The organism is Sphingobium sp. LB126, assembly GCF_002795205.1.
Lineage (GTDB): Bacteria > Pseudomonadota > Alphaproteobacteria > Sphingomonadales > Sphingomonadaceae > Sphingobium > Sphingobium chungbukense.
Genome location: NZ_NETV01000001.1, coordinates 693038 through 715062, shown reverse-complemented (window position 1 = coordinate 715062; position 22025 = coordinate 693038). Strand labels below are relative to the sequence as shown.

The following is a 22025-nucleotide window of genomic DNA, read 5'->3' as shown; positions in this document are numbered from 1 at the left end:
ATAATCTCTCACGTCAAAGGCGTGACTCGGCATCGCCCGAAAGCGATTTGTGAATAATATTTATAAATATTTACCTGTCTAGAGGTGCAGGATGGCCCATTGCAAAAAAAATTGGCGATTATTTATATAATTCCTTTCCAACGTGGAGGCGTAGTCGGTAAGCATCCACGATGCCGGATGGGGCTGAAGCGCGAAGGAGATTCATTGGTGAACGAAGGGCAGGACACTATGATCGCCTTTCTCGCGCGACCGACGGGGCGCGCAGGCGTCGATCGGGTGCTCCGGGAAATCGTGCTTGGCCTGGTAAATGGCCGTTATCGCTCCGGCGAAAAGCTGAATGCGAACAAGATCGCCAAGGAGGTCGATGTCGGCCTGGTGCCGGTGCGCGAGGCCCTTCACCTTCTTGCCGGGCAAGGCGTGATCGACCTCCTTCCGCAGAAGGGCGCCAGGGTCAAAGGTCTGTCGCGCAGTGAGACGGAGGAATGGCACGAGGTGTTCCGCGTGCTGACACTCATCGGCATCCGCAAGGCGGCGCGCCTGCTCCGGGAGCAGCCCGACTTGCAAGCTCAGCTTGCTCAGACCCGCGCGGTTATGGATCGGCTGCCGTCGGAGAAATCGAATGCGGGAATCTTGACGGCCATTCTTGAATTTCACCGCAGCATCAACGCATTCTGCAAATCGGAGATACTTGATGAGGCGTCGCGACGGCTTCAGGTCGTGCACTGGATCAGCTTCGTTGCCCAATATGCCTCGCTCGTTCCCCATCGGATCGCCATCATGGAGAATTACCTCCGTCTGGTCGACGCGCTGGCGCGGGGAGATGCCGACTCCGCCGTAGCTGCCTACAATTACGAGTGCGCCTTCATCAGCGCGTTGATCAGAGGGGAGCAGCCAGACACCATGAGCGATTGGATACGCGTCACACCGTTCTGATCCCGCAATGCAGAGCTTGTCGGGACCGCATTGTAACAAAAATGACAGAGATCGCGAGGAAATCGGCCCATTGGATTGATCGGCAAGATTGCTGGGAAGTTGGCACCACTGCCCAATATCAAGCAAATGAGGATCGAGACCAAATCATCATGGGGAAAAACTCTATCGATCCACTACCTCACGCTTTGCTGCCTGCTGGCATTCGATCCCGCATCGTCGAGAATGTGAATGGCCTCGATGTGCACATATTGGAGGCGGGCGAAGCGCCGGGGCTCGCGGGGACCATCCTGCTCCTCCACGGCTTTCCCGAACTTGCCTTCTGCTGGCGACGGATCATGCCGCTGCTTGCGGAACGGGGCTATCATGTGATCGCTCCCGACCAGCGGGGCTACGGCCGGACGACGCCGCGCCCGGTTTCCTATGACGACGCGGTCGAACCCTATTCCATTCTCAACCTGGCGGGGGATATGGTTGCGCTCCTTGGCGCGCTCGGCCTGAATGCGGTGGACGCCGTCATCGGTCATGACTTCGGTTCACTGGTAGCGGGCACCTGCGCGCTGGTGCGCCCCGATCTCTTCCATAAACTTGCGCTGCTCGGCACACCTTTTGCTGGTGCACCCACGCTCACCACGCCTCTCGGCACGCCTCTGGCAAACGATCCGATCCATGCCGCGCTCCTGGCGCTTGCCCCTCCGCGTAGGCACTATCTTCTTTATTATGCCGGCCCCGAGGCGAATGACGATATGTGGAAATGTCCGCAGGGCGTGTCGGATATGCTGCGGGGCTATTATCACCATAAGAGCGCCGACTGGCCGAATAATCATCCGCACCCGCTCGGCGGCTGGAGCGCTGAGCAACTCGCCCGCATGCCTTCATATTATATCATGCCGGCGAACCAGACGATGGCTGAGATCGCAGCCGCGCACATGCCGTCCAAGGGCGAGGTCGCGCGATGCACATGGCTGAGCGAGGCTGATCTCGAGATTGTCGCGGGAGAATTTGCTCGGACCGGCTTCCAGGGCGGCATGCAATGGTATCGAAGCGCGGTTCGAGGCGATATGGCCCGGGGCCTGGGATTGTTCGCCGGCCGCCAGGTTCAATGCCCCACGCTGTTCGTCGCCGGCGAAGGGGACTGGGCGGCTTATCAGGCGCCTGGCGCGATAGACGTGATGAGCGCGCGCCTTGCCATGAAGCCGATAAAGCCCCGGTTCATAAGGGGTGCCGGGCATTGGCTCCAACAGGAGCAACCCGCCCTATTGGGGGATATGCTGGCGGACTTCCTGGCCGACACGTCCAGGAGCCGTTAGGCTCCGGGACATTCAATAGGCGGATGCGGCCGTCCCTTCGGGGACAACTGCAAACCGCCGAATATCGGTCAAGCCATTGGTCAGCATGTGGCCAAGATCACTGCCCACCGTGACGAAATCGAAGCCCAGGTCGACCATCCGCCGGGCATAGTTGGCACTATGGTTGTGCATGCCAGCGATCTGACCCCGCGCCCTGGCGGCGGCGGCGAGCGTTTCGTAAATGCGGAGTATTTCGGGCTCCTCCCGGTCAAGGCTGGCTGGCAGCCCCATCGAAAGGCCCAAGTCACCCGGGCCGACATAGATGCCCCCGATTCCCGGTGTGTGTTGATTACCGTTGAGAAGTGACCCGGGAAGGGCCGATATTTCCACTGAGAAGTGACCCATGTTGAACTCACCCCTGGCATTGACGAGCGAGGGGTCATGGAGTGTTGGACATGGCGTTATTGAGCGTTATCCGGCGCTGGCATTTCCGCGATCATCTTTCGATCCGCGAGATTGCGCGGCGTACCGGGCTGTCACGTAATACGATCCGTAAATATCTACGTTCGGACACGATCGAGCCGCGGTTCAAGGTGCCCGATCGGCCGAGCAAACTGGACCCGTTCGCGGAGCGGCTGTCAGCCTGGCTGAGACGGGAGATGGGTCGGACCCGCAAGCAGAAGCGGACGATGAAGCAGCTGCATGCTGATCTGGTCAGCCTGGGCTATGACGGCTCCTACAATCGGGTGGCGGCCTTTGCCCGGGACTGGCGCGATGATTATCGTCGTGAGCAACAGATGAGCGGGCGCGGGACATTCGTGCCGCTGTCCTTCGCACCGGGGGAAGCATTCCAGTTCGATTGGAGCGAGGACTGGGCGATCATCGGCGGCGTGCGCACCAAGCTGCAGGTGGCGCACTTCAAGCTCAGCTACAGCCGGGCCTTCCTCGTGCGGGCCTATTTGCTCCAGACCCACGAGATGCTGTTCGATGCCCATAATCACGCATTCCGCGTGCTGGGCGGCGTTCCGCGCCGTGGGATTTACGACAATATGCGCACCGCCATCGACAAGGTCGGGCGCGGCAAGGAGCGCAACGTCAACAACCGCTTCCTCACCATGGTCAGTCACTATCTGTTCGAGGCCGAGTTCTGTAATCCGGCAGCGGGCTGGGAAAAGGGCCAGGTCGAGAAGAATGTCCAGGATGCCCGTCATCGGCTATGGCAACCCACGCCGCAGGCGGAAAGCCTGGATGCCCTGAACCTGTGGCTGGAGGAGCGCTGCAAGGCGCTGTGGCAGGATATCCCGCACGGGATCGAACCGGGTTCGGTCGCCGATGCCTGGGGCGATGAAGTGGAAAGCCTGATGCCGGTGGGCAGACCGTTCGATGGCTTTGTCGAATATGGCAAACGGGTCTCGCCAACCTGCCTGATCCACCTGGAACGCAACCGTTACAGCGTTCCGGCGTCCTTCGCCAATCGGCCCGTCAGCCTTCGGGTTTATCCCGATCGCTTCCTGGTCGTCGCAGAGGGACAGGTCATATGCGAGCATCAGCGCATCATCGACCGATCCCATGATGGTCCCGGCCACACCGTCTATGACTGGCGTCATTATCTCGCCGTCGTTCAACGCAAGCCCGGCGCCCTGCGCAACGGCGCGCCGTTCCTCGAACTGCCCGATGCCTTCCAGCGGTTGCAACGGCATCTGCTGCGCAACCCCGGCGGCGACAGGGAGATGGTCGAGATCCTGGCGCTGGTCCTCCATCATGACGAGCAGGCGGTGCTGACCGCCGTCGCCATGGCGCTGGATGCAGGCGTTCCGACCAAGACGCACATCCTCAACCTGCTGCACCGGCTGCTTGATGGAAAGCCGCTCTCGACGCCGCCGGTGACGGCGCCACAGGCGTTGAGGCTGGTCAGTGAGCCGATGGCCAATGTCGAACGCTACGATGCCCTGCGCCGGGAGAACCGTCATGCGTCATGATCCCGCCACCGGCGCCCTCGTCGTGATGCTGCGCGGCCTGAAAATGCCCGGCATGGCCCAGGCTGTGACCGACCTCATGCAGCAGGGATCGCCCGCCTTCGAGGCGGCGGTGCCGATCCTCTCCCAGTTGCTGAAAGCCGAAACAGCCGAACGCGAGGTGCGGTCTGTGGCCTATCAGCTCAAGGTCGCGCGGTTCCCCGCCTATCGCGACCTCGCCGGCTTCGACTTTGCCAGCAGCGAGGTGAATGAGGCGCTGGTGCGCCAGTTGCACCGCTGCGACTTCATCGACGTTGCCGACAATATCGTGCTGGTCGGCGGACCGGGCACCGGCAAAACCCATGTCGCCACGGCGCTGGGTGTTCAGGCTATCGAGCATCATCGAAAGCGCGTCCGCTTCTTCTCCACGGTCGAGCTGGTCAATGCCCTGGAACAGGAAAAGGCCCAGGGGCGCGCCGGGCAGATCGCCAACCGGCTCGTCCACTCCGACCTCGTCGTCCTCGACGAGCTAGGCTATCTGCCGTTCAGCGCATCAGGCGGCGCACTGCTCTTCCACCTGCTGAGCAAATTATACGAACGCACCAGCGTCATCATCACCACCAACCTGAGCTTCAGCGAATGGGCCACCGTGTTCGGTGACGCCAAGATGACCACCGCGCTCCTCGATCGGCTCACCCATCACTGCCATATCCTGGAAACCGGCAACGACAGCTTCCGGTTCAAAAACAGCTCGGCCCACCAGGCCAAACCCAGAAAGGAGAAACCTGCACCTTGACCCATCAATGACATCCGAAACATAATATCAGGCGGGTCACTTCTCGGTGGAAATCCCGGGTCACTTCTCAACGGTAATCAACAACACGCTGATTTCGTTGATCGAAAGCGGGCAGATCGATTTCGCGCTGGTCGCCCCCCTGCCCAACCATCCCGCGATCATCTATACGAAGGTGTTCACGGATCGCTTCGTCCTCGCCTCTAACTGTGATCTGGGGTTGACCGAGGAAAGCCCGGTGTCGCTGAGCGAGCCACCCCTGTTCAAATATGTCGTTCCTTCAGTGCTGCGGCGCAGCCTGTCGGCCTTGCTGGAGGAACCGCTGCGGGCCGGGCGGATCGTACCGGCCCGGATGATCGAGATCGACGGCCTGGCCGGGATGCTCGAATTCATCGCGTCAAGCGACTGGGTGGGGTTGCTCCCTTCGGCGACGGCCCATAGCCGCTTCGAGACGGGCAAAATCCGGTTCAGCCCGATCAGCGAGGAAATATACATCAACTATTTCGTCGCCCATCTGCGAACCAAACCGTTGGACGCGGCGTGCGAGAAGTTTCTCGAACTCATCCATTCCGAGCTTTCGCTGGTCGAGCACGGCAGTTCCAGGTTCCGCGGTGCGGGGCTCGATCTGGCTGATCGTTGACCATATTATCTTCCCCACCATGCCTTGAACAATGTTGATTGATCAATTAATAAAATGATGATTTTGGAGAGGAGGCAATTGTGTCTGTGAAAAGCGGAGCCGTAACGGCGCAATTCGGTGCTGGCGAGGCGTTTCGATCGGTGAGCCTGGAAGATCGCGTCATCGTCGTGACCGGCGGAGGCGGCGGGATCGGTGGCAGCGCTGCGAAGCTCTTCGCACAGCGCGGCGCGGCCGTGGTGGTGTCCGACAGGAATGGCGCGGCGGCGCGCGAGATCGCCGATGCCATCACCGCATCTGGCGGCCGGGCGACTTCGATCCGGACCGACGTTTCGGTTGAGGCTGATGTCGAGGCGATGGTCGCCCATGCGGTGTCGACCTTCGGAAAGCTCGACGGCGCGTTCAACAATGCCGGCATCGGGTCGAAAGGCGGCGCGCTTACCGACTACGCGCTCGAGGACTGGCAGAACACCCTGTCGGTCAACATCACCGGCATGTTCCTGTGCATCAAGCATGAGGTGCGGCAGATGCTCGCGGCGGGGCGAGGCGCGATCGTCAACACCGGTTCGATCTCGTCGGTCATCGGCCTGCCCGGCAATTACGACTATGACGCCACCAAACATGCCGTCCTGGGGCTCACGCGGACCAGCGCATTGGACTATAGCCGCAAAGGTATCCGCATAAACGCAGTGCTGCCCGCCGCGATCGATACCGCCCTGATGCGCAAGCATATCGGCGCGCGGGAGGATCTGGCCGCGGCGATGGCCGCCAGCCATCCGATTGGCCGCTATGGCGAGCCGATCGAAGTGGCAGAGGCGGCGGCCTGGCTGCTGTCGGACGCCGCGTCGTTCGTCACCGGCGCCGCTTTGCCGGTGGACGGGGGCTATACCGCCGCCTGATCTGGGTGATGTGGCTCTGGCTGTGACGCAGCGACGAGCCGGCGTTTTGCGGAGCGAGGAACGTTGGTTCCTCGCTCCATCACTATGGGCTGAAAGGCTGCTGCTTAGAAGCGGTGGCTCAGTTCGACGCGTATTTCACGCGGGCGAAGTGGGAAGCCGAAATACTCGCCGGGGGTTCCGCCGGGCTTGTCGAACGAATAGAGCAGGGGCCGCTCGTTGGTGAGGTTTCGGCCGGACAGGCGGATGGTCCGCGCATCGTTGGCGTCGTGAAGGCTGATGCCCGCGTTCAGCAGCCAATAGCTGCCCTGCCTCGTATTCGGGTCCAGATTTTCCTGCTGGATCGACGCGCCGCTATATTTCGCATCGCCGTCGATTCCGAGCCGCAGTCCGGCCGGGAGGTCCATGCCATAATCGAATCCTGCGCTGGCCGTGAACCGTGGCGCCCGCGGCAGTGCGCGGCCGCTGAGATCCTGGGTGCAGGCCGGCGTCGCAGCCGCCTGCGCCGCGGTGCATGGCGCGGTCGTGTAGCGAAGGTAATTGGCCTTCGCATAGCCGAAGGACCCGTTCAGCCGCAGGTCGCGCATAGCCCGCCAGTCGATCGACCCCTCAAATCCCCGGGTACGGGCCTTGCCGGCGTTGCTGATCGAATAGGTCGTCGTCGGTGCGTCGAACGACACGACCTGAAGATCGTCGAACGTGTAGTGGAAGACAGCAAGCTCGACATGCAGCCGCCGATCGAGGAGCGAGGCCTTGTAGCCGATTTCCCCGCCCTTGGCCTTCTCGCTTCCGAATTGCAACGTGCCGGGGGTGCCGACGGGCCCCAGGTTGGCGAACGGCGACAAGGTGGAAGGATCACCGAATCCGCCTGAATGATAACCCGTCTTGTAGCTGGCATAGAGCAGGGTATCGCGATCCGGATGCCAGCTGAGCGTCACTTCGGGGGCGATGTTATCGTCCACGAACTTGCCGCCGAGGAGGGTCCCGCCGGGTAGGAAGCCCGCGGCGATTGCCTCATGAGCAAAGGCGGCGAGCCGGCGTGCGGTCTTGGCTTCATGCGTGTAGCGCGCGCCGCCCGACAGTTCGAAGGCTTCGTTCAACTGCCATTTTAACTGAGCGAAACCGGAATATACCGTCGCCCGGTCGGATTCTACCGTGACATAGGAATAATCGTTTCCAGTCGCCGTATCCGGCCCGAAATTGCCGAAGCGGATGAAATTCTCGTTGCTCCGCCTGTCCCTCTGGAAAAAGCCGCCGACCATGAAGTCGATCGGGCCGTCGAAGGCGCTGGCCAGCCGCACTTCCTGCGTCAGCGTCTTGTTCCGCTGAGGATTGTAGGAGGCGATATTCCCGTAAACGGTGCCGCCGAAATTATCGAATGCCTTCACATTGTAATAATAATAGCCCGTGGTCGAGGTCAGCGTCATCCCGCCGAAGCTGTAGTTCATCGTCAGTGACGGCAGCAGCGTGCGCATCCGTGAATAGGGAATGCCGTTCCGGAAACCGGGGATGGTCGCCGCGAGTGCCGGATTTATCGCGCCTTGCGAAATACGGCCGTCAATCTTGCAATCGCTGTAGGGATCGGCAACCCCATATTCGGTCAGCCGCGTCTTGCCGGGCTCGCAATAGGATTCGACGTTATTGCCGTCACCATTGCCGCGAACGACGCCACCCAATATCTTCAGTGTGGCGTCGAAATCCGCCGTGGGCTTCCAATGCGCGGTCAGGCGGGCGTTATATTCGGTGGATTCCGGCGACCGGTCGAACCCGCGGCCGGGCAGCGGCCGGGCAGGATCGAAGGGGTTCGCCAACGGCCCTTTGGGCGCCACATTCCTGACCCAGCCGTCGACATGGTTGTAGCGGGCCGCAAGCCGGACGCCGAAGGTCTCCGTCAGCGGGCCCCCCAGCGCGCCTTCCAACGACCGCTCGTTACCGGCAAATTCATAGCCCGCGCGAATATAGCCCTCCAGCCGGTCACCGGGGCCCTTTGATTTCACCGAGATGACGCCGGCCGGGCTGTTCTTTCCGAAGAAGAGCGATTGCGGCCCTTTCAGTATCTCGACCTGCTGGAGATCGAACATGGCCAAGCCGGTGATGCGGCCGCGGCTGATCTGGACCCCGTCGATGTCGACGAGTACGCTCTGCTCTACGCCCTGATCCTGCGAAGCGGCGCCGATGCCGCGAATGGCCAGGAAGGAGCCGTTCGGTGTCGACTTGTCGAAAATCTGTACTTGCGACGTCAGTCGGGCGATGGTCGCCAAGCTTGTCGCTGCCGAACGTTCCAGCGTGCTGGAATCGATGACGGCCACCGCGATCGGGACGCGCGTGAGCGACTCCGCCTGCCGCCGCGCGGTCACGACGATTTCGCCGATGCGGGAATCGTCCTGCTGTCCACGCGGGCTTTCCGTGGAGGCGGAATCGGCACCTGGGGGAATCTGGGCCCAGGCCGTAGCTGAAATCAGCGTCGTAGCGATCGCCAGCGTCGACCCAATGGCTATTTTCTTCATGGCCTCTCCCTATGCATTTGTTTATAAACTGAAATTCATGACCGATCGTGCCAGTGGGCCATGGGCAACCCTGTCACGGGCACGTGGAAATAGGGAATGGTCGTGCCTTTCAGCGATCCCAGATAGGCAGTACTCAGATTGGGCCCCCCGAACGTCACGCTCGCGAGCCAGGGCGCGATGGTTCCGCCTGTCGCGGCCATGGTCTCAAATCCCACGGGCTGGCCACTGTCGAGTTCGGCGTCGAAGCGGGCCGTCGCTTCCGGATTTCCGTCGTCGAGCAGGAGCAGCAATTCGCCGTCCGGGGTGATGGCGATCAACCGGTCCGCGAAGATCATCGTGGCCCAGAGATTGCCATAGGTGTCGAAGGTGATGCCGTCGACCGCGCCAGGGCCGAGCGAGGAGGGGCCGAACACTTCGCGATCCGTCAGCGACCCGTCCGGCTGCACGCGCAGGCGCGTGACCCGGCGCGCCGATGTCTCGGCGACGTAGAGCCACTCCTCGCGCGCGTCGAACCGGATCTCGTTGGTGAAGGAGAAGCCATCGGCGACGATGCGCGGTCCGCGCTCATCGATCAACGCGATATAGCCATCGGAAAGGCTGCTACAGATCGCGTCGCTCCACGGATTGACCTTGGTGGAAACGGTGATCCAGATCCGGTCGCGCGAATCCCTCAGCACGAAGTTGACCTTGCCCAGCGGCTGGCCGTCGATGCTGTCATACAGGGTGCGGCTTGCGCCGTCTCGGGTCATCACCTCCAGCGCGTCCGTCCCGAAATTGGCGATCAGCACGTCGCCATTGCGGGCAAAGGCAAGGCCGTTCGGCAGCGTGCCTCGCAGCAGGCTGTCCGCTTCATCGGCTTCCAGATTGAAATGATCGCTGGCCGACTGGACCACCAGACGCTGGCTGCCGTCGGGCCGGATATGCATCACCCCGCCGCGCGCGTCGGCCGCCCAAAGCGATCCGTCCCGCTCGGCCAGGATGCATTCGGGTCGGGCAAGCCCGGTACCGATCGTGCGGATCGAAGCCGGATCGACCTGCCACCCCTTGAGAGGGTTGGGGGTATGGGATTTCAGCAGCGTCACGGCTCAGATCCGCACGTTCGCCTTGCCCTTGAGTTGCAGCAACTCGCGGGCCTCGTCGGGGGTCGCCACTTCGAGTGACAACGCTTCAAGGATGGTGCGCATCCGCCCGACCTGAGCGGCGTTGCTGGTCGCCAGCTTGCCTGGCGAATCCCAGAGCGAATCTTCCAGCCCGACGCGGACATTGCCGCCCATCGCCGCGGCCATCGTGCCCACGCCCATCTGGAAGCGGCCCGTGCCGATCACCGACCACATATAATCCTGTCCGAACAGCCGGTCTGCGGTGGCCTTCATATGGGCGACGTCCGCATAATGGACGCCGATGCCGCCACGGATGCCGAATACCGACTGGATGAACAGCGGCGCCTTGATCAGGCCGCGATCCAGGAAATGCGCGGCCGTGTAGAGATGGCCGATGTCGTAGCATTCGATCTCGAACTTCGTGCCAGCATCGCCGCAGGATTTCAGGATATGAGCGATGTCGCGGAAGGTGTTGCGGAAGACGAAATCGTCGCTGTTTTCCAGATAGGGCCGTTCCCAGTCATATTGGAACTCCTTGAACCGGCCGGTAAGTTCATAGAGGCCGAAATTCATCGATCCCATGTTGAGCGAGGCGATCTCGGGCTGGAACCGGGCAGCGGGGGCGAGCCGTTCCTCAAGCGTCAGCACCGGCGAGCCGCCGGTCGTCAGGTTGATGACAACGTCCGACCGCTCGTGGATCACCGGTAGGAACTCGCCATAAATGTCCGGATTCTGGGTGGGACGGCCGGTCTCCGGATCGCGCGCATGAAGGTGCACGATGGACGCGCCCGCTTCGGCTGCCTCCATGGCCGCATTGGCAATCTGCTCAGGCGTCTTGGGCAGGTGGGGCGACATCGACGGGGTATGGATCGACCCCGTGATGGCGCAGGTGATGATGACCTTCTTTGCCACGATCCTAATTCCTTTTTCTTCGATGGGGCGTGCCTTGACGCACCGCCCGATAGGCCTGTCAGGCGGTCTGTACGGGGCCGGGTCCGCCATAGGCGGCCCAGCCGCCGTCGACGGGAACGATGGCGCCGCTGACGTAGGAGGCGGCGTCCGATAACAGAAAGGCGGCGACCCGGCCGACTTCGGAAGGCTGTCCCAGCCGAGCCAGCGGCGTCCGATCTTCAAGTCGCTTGATGTCCAACTTGCCTTGGGCAGCGAGCACTTCATTCATCGGGGTCACGATATAGCCGGGCGCGACGGCGTTCACGCGCACGCCTGCGCTGCCCCATTCGCAGGCGAGGGTGCGGGTGATCATAGCGACGGCCGCTTTTGCAGGCGCATAGGAATGGCGGCGCGGAATGCCGTTAAGCCCGTTCACCGAACTGACATTGACGATCGAGCCACGGCCGGCGGAAACCATGATGCGCCCGGCGGCGCGGCAGATCATCATCGTGCCGCGCACATTGACGTCGATGCCGCGCTGCCAGGCCGCCATGTCCATGTCGAGCGCCCGCTCCACGCGGTCGCTGATCCCCGCACAGTGGAAAACGCCGTCGAGGCGACCGAGGCGGGTAGCCGCCTGCGCCACGATATCCTCGCAGCCGGCCTCGTCGGCGACATCGACGGCACCATGACCGCAACCGCCAAACTCCTCCGCGACCGCAGCCAGTGCCTGTGGGTTGAGATCGGCCAGGAAGAGCTTGGCGCCAAGCTGGAGACCCGCAAAAACCGGGTAATTTCTGGCGAAGCGGGCTGGTTTGATGACGTCGAGGCTTCGGGGCGCAAGAACGGCATCGTTCGGAGCGATTTCCACGATGCCTGGCGTTGTTTTCGCCGGTTTGGCTGGCTTGCAGACAGAGTCAGCCCCTGCATTCCCGGCGTTCGTGGAAGATCAGGCGGTTGAAGTTGTAGGCCAGGTTGCAAAGGGTCAGTTTTGCCTCAGCGCGGGCCAGGCCGATGGTGCGGATGAACAGGTTGAACCGGTTCTTCTGATGCGCGAAGACATGCTCGACATGTGCACGGATCGAGGATTTGGCGGCATTGGCCCGTGCGGTTGCCTTCGACATCGGCTTGCCCATGGGTTTGCGGCGATGAATGCGGGACGTGAGCATCTGATCCGACAACCACTTCTCGTTGCGCCTGGATCGATAGGCACTGTCAGCCCATACCTCGGAACTGGTATTGTCCGTGCTGACGACCTGTCGGAGAAGACGCCCGTCCGCCGCTGACGCCGAAGTCACCGCCATGCCTCGGATGAAGCCGAAGCGTCGGTCGATGCTGATGTGAGATTTATAGCCGAAGACCGGCAGGGCGATCATGGGGAGCGGCGTCCCATCCGCCCGATACCGAACTTTCCCGCCGACCTTGAGGGTCCAGCGGGCGTCGGTATCTTTCTGTGCTGCCTTGTTCGGCTCGTCCGGCCAGATATCTCTGGCGCTCTTGCCCGACTTGATCGCTTCACGTTCGCCCTCGGTGTTCCGCTGTCTTGGTGCAGGCACCAGCGAGGCGTCCACGATCTGCCCGGACATTGGAATGTAGCCCTTCTTCTGGAGTTGCCAGTCAAAGGCCTTCATCACCCGCTTGAGCGTTCCCGTCTCGGTCAGGCGATTGCGAAAATGCCGGATCGTGTTCTCATCCGGCGTGCGATCCCCAAGCGACAGTCCCAGAAACCGTAGCCAACTCAGCCGATCGCGGATCATGAACTCCATCCGGGCGTCTGATAGATTATGCTGCGCCTGCAGGATCAGGGCCTTGAACATCATCACCGGATCGAAGGGTGGGCGTCCGCCTTTGGCTCCATCGCCATAACCAAGTCCTTCGACCAGCCACGCCCGGAAATACTCGAAATCCACCGTCTCCTGCAAAACCTCAAGCGGATCGCCCTCCTTGCTCAATGCCTCAAGGTGATCGCTCAAACTGAACAGGGACTTGGGATCCATAGCTGGCCTCCGTGATCGCGCGCCCTCAGTGAATCATTATAGCCGTCCAAACGCTACCGGTTTTTGCGGGTCTCCAGCTCATGGAATATCCTTGCGGCGGCAAGCCCGATCCCGCTGGCCGCGCCGGTGACAAGGATATTATGCCCGGTCAGATCGCTGAGGCGGTTGGTCATTTTCAGACTCTCTCCGGCGGGCGTCAGCGTGCCCTTCCCATGGCGATGCCGTGGGATGCGGGACGCTGACCGCCTGTTTCTCTTAATCAGGCGTCCACGAGATCCCGGACAGGCGGCTCGACCAGCGAGTCGTCATATTCCAGATGCGGCCAAACTTCGGTCATGAAGCGCGAGATCGTGTTGATGCAGTCTTCCTTGGGTTGCTGGGCGAAGTGGAAGATGAGCGTAATATACTCGCACGGCACCTTGTTGTAGATGTCGATCCACTCGTTCCGCACCTGATCGACAGTGCCACCGATATAGATGCCTGACTTCTTGATGTTCTCGATCATCTCATCGTCATCGACGTCGCCGGTCGGGAATTGCGGGAAGAAGGGGCCATAGAAATTCTTGTAGATGTCGAGGTCATAGTCGCGGAGCTTGCGATTATATTCCTGCTCCGATTCGCAGATGTGGACCCAGCGGACGATGTTCTGCCGTTCGCCGGTGCGATAGGTCTTGCCGACCTTCTTGGCTTCCTCGATGTAGATCTCATTGCCGCGCACGACCTTGTCGAAAGCGGTGAAATGCAGCGGATAAAAGCCCATTCGCGCGCAGTAACGGATCGATTCCTCGCTCTTGCTGGTCGCGACGAAGACCGGTGGATAGGGGCGCTGATAGGGCGACGGCACGACGCTGATCGCCTGCACCGCGCCATTCCCGTCAATCTCACCCTCGCAGCCGGCGTCGCGCGCGATCTTCCAAGCCGGATAGCCCTCCACACCGGTTTCGAGCGGATAGGGCGCCTGATAATATTGGCCGGAAAGCTGAAGCGAATCCTTGGTCCAGCAGTCGATGACCATCTGCACGCGCTCTTCGAATATTTCCCGATTCTTCTGGTCGGCAGAACTGCCGTCGGAGACGGTGGCGACGCTTTCGGTGAACTGGCCGAGGATATTGGCCCAACGGGACTGATAGCCGCGGGCGAATCCGACGAAGAACCGGCCGTTGCTGAGGTGGTCGATGATCGCGGTTTCCTCCGCGACGCGAATCGGGTCCTGGGTGGCCATCACATAGCCCATTGCACCAACATGCATCTTGTCCAGCTTCGCCGCCCAATAGGCATTCAGTGCGCCGGGATTGGGGCCGAGTTCGTAGCCTTCGGAATGGAGATGATGTTCGATCGTCGCAGCACCCCAGACACCGAGTGCTTCGGCCGCCTTGAGGACATCGGTCCATTCGTGGATGATCTTGTTATATAGCGGACCATCACGGCCGATCGGCCTTGCGGCTTTCCGCCCCTCCTCGCCGTCAGTCGGCATCACGGGATAAACCTGGAGAATAACTTTGGGTCGGGCCATTGTAATCACCTGCTGTCAGTTCATGGTTGATCCATTTCCTGTTCCTCCACGGCCATTATGTCTAATAATGGGTTTTAATCACAAGCATGATGAAAATTTATGCCCGTCCTCGGTTTAGCATTTTCAGGGTTCGGGATGGTTGTGGTTCCGCGCGGATGGACGACGTTCAAATGGGGGTGTTGCATGCGCGCTTTTGAGGTGTCATTGGTCAACTAAGTAGTAAGGTGCCGGATGGCGGCGACTCATTGGGAGATGGTGCGTGCAATTCACAGAACTGGCGTCGGGCCTCGCTTTTCCTGAAGGTCCCGTGGTGATGCCCGACGGGTCTGTCATCGTGACCGAGATACTGTCCGGCCATGTCACCCGCATCTGGGGCGAGGGCAAACGCGAACTTGTCGCGGACACCAAGGGCGGTCCCGCAGGCGCCGCGCTGGGGCCGGACGGAGCACTCTATATCTGCAATCTCGGCGGATTCGACCTCTCCACGATGTGCTTCGGCCAGGGTGCCGGCTTCGAGGGGCGGATAGAGAGGGTCGACTTGTCGACCGGGAAGGTCGAGCGTCTCTATGAAGCCTATGGTGACAAGCTGCTGCAGGCCCCCGACGACATCGTGTTCGATCGACAGGGCAATATGTGGTTCACCGACCTGGGCAAGGACTTCCAGAACGACCGGACTTATGGCGGCCTCTATTATGCGGCGATCGACGGCAGTGCGATCAATGAGGTCTATGGCCGAGGACTGTCGTTCAACGGCGTGGGCCTGACCGCAGATGAAGACATCCTTTACGTCACCGATACCTACAGTGCGCGGGTGTGGCGGCTTGAGATTGAGGCGCCTGGCAAGGCAAGGCCGGCCCCGTCTGGCCATCCGGGCCATCTCCACGCGACAATCCCCACCGGAGGGGCGATCGACAGCATGGCGGTGCTTGAATCGGGCAAGATCTGCGTGGCGGCGATCCACCCGGGCGGTATGGCGGTGGTGACTGAGGCCGGCGATGTCGAGCTGATCGACCTGCCGGACGATGTCGTTACCAACATCGCGTTCGGCGGAAGCGATATGCGCGACGCCTACATCACCCTTTCGGGAACCGGCAAGCTGCTCCACTGCCGATGGCCGGAGCCCGGCCTGAAGCTTAATTTTAGCCACTAAGGCAGCCAGGGAGGGGGGCGGGGTTCTTCGCCCCGCTTCCTGCAAGTCTGTTGTCCGGGGTGCAGCGGAACCATCTGGTCCTCAGCGGGATTCGGGGAATCTCCCGGGCAGGCTTAGAACTCACTCCATCGGTGCATCAATCGAGGCTCCAGACCATTGATCTTCCGTGATTCCCGGTCTGCGGCTCTTTTCGCCTTCGCGCGTCCGGGCGCGTATCAAACCAGCGGATGGCTGCTTATCCCGTGCAGCAGCATATTCACGACTTCGTGGGTATATTCGAGCCGCGCCGCCTGGGACATTCCCCTGATCCGACTGGCGTTGCTCATCTGCTGGCTGGCGTCGATCAGTGAGTCGCATGCGCCGCGCATGATGTAAAATGTCATTTCGGGGTCGACATTGCGGAACTCTCCGGCTTCGATCCCTTGACGGATGATCGTATTCTGCAACTGAATGAAGGGCTGCATGATCTTCTTGTCGATCGCTTCCTTATATTTTTCTTCGCTATGACGCAGAATGTATTGGCAAAGCACATTTATATATGGGTGGTGCCAATATAGCTGCATCAGCCCCGTCAGATGAATCTCCATCTTTTTCCGCGGCGAAATCTTCGCTTCTACCAGTTGGTTCAGTGCGTCCATGTTTCTTTCGGAGGCATGCAGCGCTACAGCTGTCAACAGGCCGTCCTTGTTGCCGAAATGATATTTGATCAACGCACTGTTCAAACCTGAACGCGCTGCGATCTGCAACAGGGTCACGTCGATGGAATTCATTTCCATCATCAACGCGCTTGTGCTTTCGATGAATTTCAGGCGCGTATCGCCCCGCGCGTTCTGCGATGTCGCGGCATCTGCCAACACTTTCGGACAACTCCTTTACGTTTCCTACATTTGCCTGCCCGGTATGGCCTCGCTATGCAACCCTCAAAGGCAAGAGAGTGTTCGGGCGATTAACTAATGGATCATATCTGCGCAACCCTGCGGTCTCTGCATCGGGAAGCTGCTCCGTGTGGCGAAGGCCTCCTTTCCAAGATCGCTTGCTGCATCGCCGGACGTCGCGCGCATCCTTGCCCATATTGTTACGAGGAGATAAAATCCTTTTCCCCACGGCGCTCCCCTTACGGCACTTTGCCGACATAAATGCAACAAGCGCAGCATATGACAAAATAATTAATCAATCAATGCACATTGACGATATACTTCCCGCGAGCTAGATGGGGCTCCTTTCCAACCAAATCGCGCCAGCGTGATCGAAAGGTCAGGAATGCTGAGACAAATTTCCCAACTAGAGTTGATCGATGGACGTGCCGCCGAGTTTGAAGAAGCTTCAAAGCCAGCCTTTGCCTTGGTGCGCGCTGGGGAAGGTTGCCGCGATGTCAAGTTGCTGCGTTCCATCGAGATTCCCAATAACTATTATGTGCTGATCGAGTGGGATAGCCTTGAGCATCACCGGCGCTTCGAAGCGGCACATGCGCCGGAAGTCCGCGCGCATATCGACCACCTCTCGGTCCATGTGCTGAGCCAGCATTTTGAACTGATCGATCTGGGTCTGGAGTCTTGAGGATCGCTGGGTCCCGGCTCTGAGCAGCCGCGATCCGTTAATCGCAGACCGGTCCGGAATGCCCGGATCGCTGCCCGAAGGCTGGGTTTTTCCGGCCGACGCCTAGATGAAGGATTATTCGCATATGCCGCATCTCGATCCACGGCCGATCCTCGTGACCGGTGGAACCGGCGGGCAGGGGGGCAGCGCGGCGCGCCATGCGCTGCAGAAAGGCTTGGGCGTGCGCGCTCTCGTCCGAGACCCCAATAGCCGAGCAGCGCAGGTGCTGGCGGCGGCAGGTGCCGAACTCGTCAAGGGAAGCTTCGAGGACGGGGCGGCACTGACGGCGGCGATGGAGGGCGTCCGCAGCGTCTTTTCGATGCAGCAGGACGGTGCCCCCCTCGACGATCTTGCGCGGCTGATTGACGCGGCGGTGTCGGCCGGGGTCGAACATTATGTTCATACCACGGTATCGGGCGTGCGGCAGCAGGAAGCCTCCGCCGGACATGCGGCCGACGCGGCCAAGGGTGACTATTGGCCGACAAAGATTGCTCAGGAGCGCATGGTTCGAGACGCGCCCTTCCGCTATCGCACTTTCCTGCGCCCGGCGCTCATCATCGACAATCTCGTTTTGCGCGCCCCCTTCATGTATCCGCGCCTCGCGACACATGGCGACCTGCTCGTCGCCATGCCGGCCGATCAGCCCGTCTCGTTCATCTCCTATGACACGATCGGCCGCGTCGCCGCCGAGGCACTTGCCGATCCTGAACGCTTCGACGGGGCGGAGATCGAATTGGCGGACAGCTATTCCTCCTATGGAGAACTCGCGGCTGCTTTGACGGAGGCCAGTGGCAAGGCTGTCAGCGTTACTTCGGTAAGCCTCGACGAGGCTATGGAACTTGGGCTGCTGCCGCGCGTGGCCCATTCTCATATGTGGCTTACCGAGGTCGGCTATCCCGCACGCCCGGAGATGTTGGAACCGTTCGGCGTCCAGCCGCTCTCGCTGCTGGATTGGGTACGCCAGAACAAGGAGGGTATAGAGATCGGGTCACCGGATTAACTAACCAGGGGATCATCGAGGCCCCTGGGAGTCGAGAGGGAAGCATGCAGCGCCGCCGCGGCACGTCGGGCCGCGGCTTCCCTATCAAAGCGGAGCTTCGGCAGCCAAAGCGCCCCATGGCGGGCTCGCGCAGCTTTCGGTGGACCACCGTCGGTCGGGCGCTAGTCCTCCTCGGCTATTCTCAATGCCAGCGCTTCGACATCGCCGCTCAACCGCAATTGGCATGAGAGCCGCGAATATTCCGTCCGATGAGCCGACGTCGACAGTAATTCATTCTCGTCATCAGCCATCGGCTCGAACAGATGGGCGAATGCGGGATCGATGTGGACGTGGCACGTCGCGCAGGCGCAGTTACCGCCGCAGATCGCGGCGAGGTCTGCCCCTCCGCTGTCGCGGATCATCTCCATCACTGATCCGTCCGATGTCACATCCACCGTGCAGACTTCGCCGTCTCTTCCCGTAATGATAAACTTTGGCATGATCTTTCCTGCTTAGGGCGGCCGACGCATTGGCCGCAAAGTTCGAAGGCACCTTAACGATTCGAAATTAGTCAATCAACTAAATCATGTTGACCGCCAGCGAATGGAGCGTTAACGGCCCCATATGCCAGCCCGACGGTCCGATTTGCGACAGCCATAGTCGCAAAGTCTTTCCTTGGGTCTGGATGGAGAAAATGGGAGAGAGGCATGGCGGTCATGGACTTTGCGGGCAGGGTCGCGATTGTGACCGGCGCCGGGCGCGGCCTGGGGCGCTCCCATGCCCTGATGCTGTCCGCGAGGGGCGCACGCGTCGTTGTCAACGATCTGACGCCTGATGCGGGCCTGGAAGATGCTGCCACCGACGTCGTCAGAGAAATCCGGGAACGCGGTGGGGTTGCGGTCGCTGACCATCATGACATTACCGAAGATGCCGCGGCCGTGGTCGCGACTGCGATCGACAGCTTCGGTCGACTCGATATCCTCATCAATAATGCGGGGATCGTCCGCAGCGCGCACTTCGCGGACGCCGACCTCGGCGAGTGGGAGCAGGTTTTTCGGATACATTTTGATGGAACTGTCGCGATGTGCGCGGCGACAACTACGATGGCCGGTTGAGCGGCGACTATGATGGCCGGTAGGATCGGTTGTCTGGTCTGATCGTAGGGAGGGGCGCAGCCCCGACCGGAGAGCGGACCAGACAACCGGTGGCGATCTTTTTCCCCTTCTTTCGGGGGGCAGATCGGGGCTGTGGCGGGCGGTGGTATCGGAACACTCATCGAACAACGAGCGATGGGTTTGCGATGCCGGGCCACCACATTTCCGATCAGCAGGTATTTCTCTTCATGACCCATCGTCGCCAACACACCCAGGCCGTCGCGGCTGCCAAGGCCGGTATCAGCGAACGCAGCGCACGCCGGATCGAGAACGATCCGCAGCTTCCGTCCCAGAAGAAGAAGGAGCGCCACTGGCGCACCCGCGCCGATCCGCTCGAGCCATTCTGGCCACGTATAGAGGAGTTGCTCCAGATCGACGGTATCATTGCCGTCACGGTCTTCGAGACGCTCCAGGACGAGTTCGGCGAGGATGCTGTTCCCGATGCGATACGACGAACACTGGAACGCCGGATCGCCCGCTGGCGGGCACTGCACGGCGGCGAGAAGGAGATCTTCTTCCCGCAGCATCATGAGCCCGGTCGGCAGGGCCTGTCGGATTTCACGGTATGCGACAGTCTCAAGGTCACCGTTGCCGGCGAGACCCTGGCCTATCGCCTCTACCACTTCCGCTTGGCGGCGAGTGGCTGGGAGCATGCGGCTGTCGTGCTGGGCGGGGAGAGCTTTGCCGCCCTTTCGGAGCACCTGCAGGATGCGTTGTGGAAGCTGGGCGGTGCGCCGGCCGAACACCGCAGCGATTCCCTGTCAGCCGCCTACAAAAACCTCGACGCCGATGCGCAGCGGGATTTCACCCGAAGCTATGACGAGCTGTGTCGTCATTACGGCATGCTTGCTACCCGCAACAACCGCGGCGAGGCGCACGAGAACGGATCGATCGAAGGTCCCCATGCCCATCTCAAGCGACGGCTCGATCAGGCCTTACGCCGGCGGGGCAGCCGCGATTTCGTCAGCATCGAGGCCTGGCGCGAGTTCGTTGAGGCGCAGGTCGCCAGACAGAACCGGCGACATGCTGCGCGCATCGATGCAGAACGCAGGGTACTCAAGGCGCTGCCCGCAAGGCGAACCACCGATTTCGCCATGGTCACCGTCGATGTCACCCGCAACGGCACCGTCGCCATCGATCGGGTTACCTATTCGGTGCCTTCCCGCCTCGTCGGACGGCGCCTCAACGCGCATCTCTTTGACGATCGCATCGAGCTCTTCCTCGGTCCGGACAGGGTAATGTCCACGCCGCGTGTGCGGATCAGTCATCCCCACCGGGGGCATAGCATCGATTTCCGGCACATGATCGGTAACCTGCGCCGCAAGCCCGGTGCACTGCGCAACCTCGTCTACCGCGAAGCCCTCTTCCCCGATCACGCCTACCGGCGGGCCTGGCAAGCCTTCGATGCCCAACTCGATGGACGGCAGGCCTGCCGCGATGCCGTCGCGCTGCTCGATATCGCCGCCAGGGGCGACTGTGTCGACGTGCTGGCCCGGCGGATCGATGAGGCTCTCGACAGCGGGCGCTTGCCCGATGTCGATGCGCTCAGGGACGAGTTCCTGCCAACCGCAAGATCGCAGCGCGATGTCGCTATCCCGCCACCCGATCTGCACAGCTACAACAGCCTGATCGCCAGCGGGGAGGTGCACTGATGACCCGCACCAAGGATCAGGCCGCCGCCGTACTGCCTACCCTGCTGAAGGCCTTGCGCCTGCCGAGCATCAACCGCAACTGGAAGCGCCTCACCGACACCGCCGATCGCGATGGCTGGCCGGCCGCCAACCTGCTGGCCTCGCTTCTCGAGATCGAGATGGCTGATCGCTCCTCCCGGCGCATCCAGCGCCATCGCGACCAGTCCGGCTTGCCCGCAGGCAAGACCTTCGCCACCTTCGATTTCGACGCCGCCCCCGGCATCCGCAAACCGCACCTCTTGTCCCTCGCCGCCGGTGACGACTGGATCGAGAACGGCGGCAACCTGCTGCTGTTCGGCCAGAGCGGGACCGGCAAGACGCACGCAGTTGCCGCCATTGGCCATGCCCTCATCGACACGGGGCGGCGCGTCCTGTTCTGCTCCACCACCGACATGGTCCAGAAGCTCCAGTCCGCGCGCCGCGACCTCAGCCTGCCCGCCATGCTCGACAAGCTCGACAAGTTCGATCTCATCGTGCTCGACGATCTGTCCTACGTCCGCAAGGACCAGGTCGAAACCAGCGCCTTGTTCGAGCTCATCGCCCACCGCTACGAACGCCACTCGCTCGCCATTACCGCCAACCAGCCATTTTCGGCATGGGACAACGTCTTCCCTGATCCCGCCATGACTGTCGCCGCGATCGACCGCCTCGTGCACCACTCGACCATCATCGAGATGAACGGCGAAAGCTACCGCAAGCGTTCCGCCGTCGCCCGCATCAACGCCGGCGATTACGACCCGCCCAATGGCGCCCCGGACCGGCCATCATAATTGTCGCTGGCTTCGCGCTCGGGAGCACCCTTGCTGAGGCAACGGGTAATTGTCGCCAGCGGCAATTACATGCCAACCATCCCATGCGCTTCAAACCCTCGCTTCCGGCCAGCGCCAGCGACAATTACCCAGCGTCGTAATTGTCGCTCGACGGTTGCTCCTCGCAACAGCAAATGG

The 22025-nt window shown here is 61.3% G+C and carries 21 protein-coding genes; 12 read left to right on the top strand and 9 right to left on the bottom strand.

Going from position 1 to position 22025, the window contains the following annotated elements:
• Positions 1-99 precede the first annotated feature (99 nt).
• Entirely contained in the window at positions 100-933 is an 834-nt protein-coding gene (locus tag CAF53_RS03390; protein ID WP_157801212.1) for a GntR family transcriptional regulator, read from the top strand.
• A gap of 149 nt (positions 934-1082) precedes the next feature.
• Positions 1083-2240 carry an alpha/beta fold hydrolase gene (locus CAF53_RS03385; RefSeq protein ID WP_100237336.1) on the top strand — a complete coding sequence of 386 codons (1158 nt, stop codon included), beginning with the start codon at positions 1083-1085 and terminating at the stop codon, positions 2238-2240.
• A 12-nt stretch (positions 2241-2252) separates the two neighbouring features.
• On the opposite strand, the gene CAF53_RS03380 is transcribed toward CAF53_RS03385, so the two are convergent.
• On the bottom strand, positions 2253-2510 hold the full coding sequence (locus CAF53_RS03380) for a hypothetical protein (RefSeq protein WP_100237335.1): 258 nt from the start codon (positions 2508-2510) through the stop codon (positions 2253-2255).
• A gap of 164 nt (positions 2511-2674) precedes the next feature.
• Here CAF53_RS03380 and istA (CAF53_RS03375) point away from each other — a divergent pair, with 164 nt between their 5' ends.
• From istA (CAF53_RS03375) to CAF53_RS03360, 4 genes are all read left to right on the top strand, one after another.
• Positions 2675-4198, top strand: a complete 1524-nt coding sequence (gene istA / locus CAF53_RS03375; protein WP_100236964.1) for an IS21 family transposase — start codon at positions 2675-2677, stop codon at positions 4196-4198.
• Positions 4188-4970 carry an IS21-like element helper ATPase IstB gene (gene istB / locus CAF53_RS03370; protein WP_100236963.1) on the top strand — a complete coding sequence of 261 codons (783 nt, stop codon included), beginning with the start codon at positions 4188-4190 and terminating at the stop codon, positions 4968-4970. The genes istA (CAF53_RS03375) and istB (CAF53_RS03370) overlap by 11 nt, the downstream gene beginning before the upstream one ends.
• Positions 4971-5016: 46 nt before the next feature.
• Entirely contained in the window at positions 5017-5607 is a 591-nt protein-coding gene (locus tag CAF53_RS03365) for a substrate-binding domain-containing protein (RefSeq protein WP_100237334.1), read from the top strand.
• Between the two features lie 80 nt (positions 5608-5687).
• The gene (locus CAF53_RS03360; RefSeq protein ID WP_242443378.1) at positions 5688-6503 is read left to right on the top strand and encodes a glucose 1-dehydrogenase; all 816 of its coding nucleotides are present in this window, start codon (positions 5688-5690) and stop codon (positions 6501-6503) included.
• 104 nt (positions 6504-6607) lie between these two features.
• Here the strand turns inward: CAF53_RS03360 and CAF53_RS03355 are convergent, their stop codons facing one another.
• The 6 genes from CAF53_RS03355 to CAF53_RS03330 form a co-directional block, all read right to left on the bottom strand.
• Complete coding sequence (locus CAF53_RS03355; protein ID WP_100237333.1) at positions 6608-9007, bottom strand: TonB-dependent receptor; 2400 nt, start codon at positions 9005-9007, stop codon at positions 6608-6610.
• 35 nt (positions 9008-9042) lie between these two features.
• Complete coding sequence (locus CAF53_RS03350) at positions 9043-10089, bottom strand: SMP-30/gluconolactonase/LRE family protein (RefSeq protein WP_100237332.1); 1047 nt, start codon at positions 10087-10089, stop codon at positions 9043-9045.
• A gap of 3 nt (positions 10090-10092) precedes the next feature.
• A complete protein-coding gene (locus tag CAF53_RS03345) occupies positions 10093-11019 on the bottom strand; it encodes a 3-keto-5-aminohexanoate cleavage protein (protein WP_277949195.1) in 927 nt (308 codons plus the stop codon).
• A 58-nt stretch (positions 11020-11077) separates the two neighbouring features.
• The gene (locus tag CAF53_RS03340; RefSeq protein ID WP_157801210.1) at positions 11078-11869 is read right to left on the bottom strand and encodes an SDR family oxidoreductase; all 792 of its coding nucleotides are present in this window, start codon (positions 11867-11869) and stop codon (positions 11078-11080) included.
• A gap of 46 nt (positions 11870-11915) precedes the next feature.
• Positions 11916-12995 carry a transposase gene (locus CAF53_RS03335; RefSeq protein WP_100236968.1) on the bottom strand — a complete coding sequence of 360 codons (1080 nt, stop codon included), beginning with the start codon at positions 12993-12995 and terminating at the stop codon, positions 11916-11918.
• Between the two features lie 259 nt (positions 12996-13254).
• A complete protein-coding gene (locus CAF53_RS03330; protein WP_100237329.1) occupies positions 13255-14508 on the bottom strand; it encodes an LLM class flavin-dependent oxidoreductase in 1254 nt (417 codons plus the stop codon).
• 259 nt (positions 14509-14767) lie between these two features.
• On the opposite strand from CAF53_RS03330, the gene CAF53_RS03325 reads away from it, so the two are divergent.
• Positions 14768-15658 (top strand): SMP-30/gluconolactonase/LRE family protein, encoded by an 891-nt coding sequence (locus tag CAF53_RS03325; RefSeq protein ID WP_100237328.1) that lies wholly within the window; start codon positions 14768-14770, stop codon positions 15656-15658.
• Between the two features lie 215 nt (positions 15659-15873).
• Here the strand turns inward: CAF53_RS03325 and CAF53_RS03320 are convergent, their stop codons facing one another.
• A complete protein-coding gene (locus CAF53_RS03320) occupies positions 15874-16515 on the bottom strand; it encodes a TetR/AcrR family transcriptional regulator C-terminal domain-containing protein (RefSeq protein WP_157801208.1) in 642 nt (213 codons plus the stop codon).
• A gap of 403 nt (positions 16516-16918) precedes the next feature.
• Here CAF53_RS03320 and CAF53_RS03315 point away from each other — a divergent pair, with 403 nt between their 5' ends.
• Entirely contained in the window at positions 16919-17215 is a 297-nt protein-coding gene (locus tag CAF53_RS03315) for an antibiotic biosynthesis monooxygenase family protein (RefSeq protein ID WP_100237326.1), read from the top strand.
• Between the two features lie 106 nt (positions 17216-17321).
• A complete protein-coding gene (locus CAF53_RS03310) occupies positions 17322-18254 on the top strand; it encodes an NmrA family NAD(P)-binding protein (protein WP_100237325.1) in 933 nt (310 codons plus the stop codon).
• A gap of 161 nt (positions 18255-18415) precedes the next feature.
• Here the strand turns inward: CAF53_RS03310 and CAF53_RS03305 are convergent, their stop codons facing one another.
• Positions 18416-18733, bottom strand: coding sequence for a 2Fe-2S iron-sulfur cluster-binding protein (locus tag CAF53_RS03305; RefSeq protein WP_100237324.1), 318 nt, complete (start codon positions 18731-18733; stop codon positions 18416-18418).
• 207 nt (positions 18734-18940) lie between these two features.
• On the opposite strand from CAF53_RS03305, the gene CAF53_RS03300 reads away from it, so the two are divergent.
• The 3 genes from CAF53_RS03300 (at position 18941) to istB (CAF53_RS03290) (ending at position 21848) form a co-directional block, all read left to right on the top strand.
• Positions 18941-19348: an SDR family NAD(P)-dependent oxidoreductase gene (locus CAF53_RS03300; RefSeq protein ID WP_100237323.1), complete on the top strand. Its 408-nt coding sequence runs from the start codon at positions 18941-18943 to the stop codon at positions 19346-19348.
• Positions 19349-19575: 227 nt separating this feature from the next.
• Positions 19576-21039 (top strand): IS21 family transposase, encoded by a 1464-nt coding sequence (istA, locus tag CAF53_RS03295; protein ID WP_167369509.1) that lies wholly within the window; start codon positions 19576-19578, stop codon positions 21037-21039.
• Positions 21039-21848, top strand: coding sequence for an IS21-like element helper ATPase IstB (istB, locus tag CAF53_RS03290; RefSeq protein WP_007686496.1), 810 nt, complete (start codon positions 21039-21041; stop codon positions 21846-21848). Before istA (CAF53_RS03295) ends, istB (CAF53_RS03290) begins: the two co-directional genes overlap by 1 nt.
• Positions 21849-22025 lie beyond the last annotated feature (177 nt).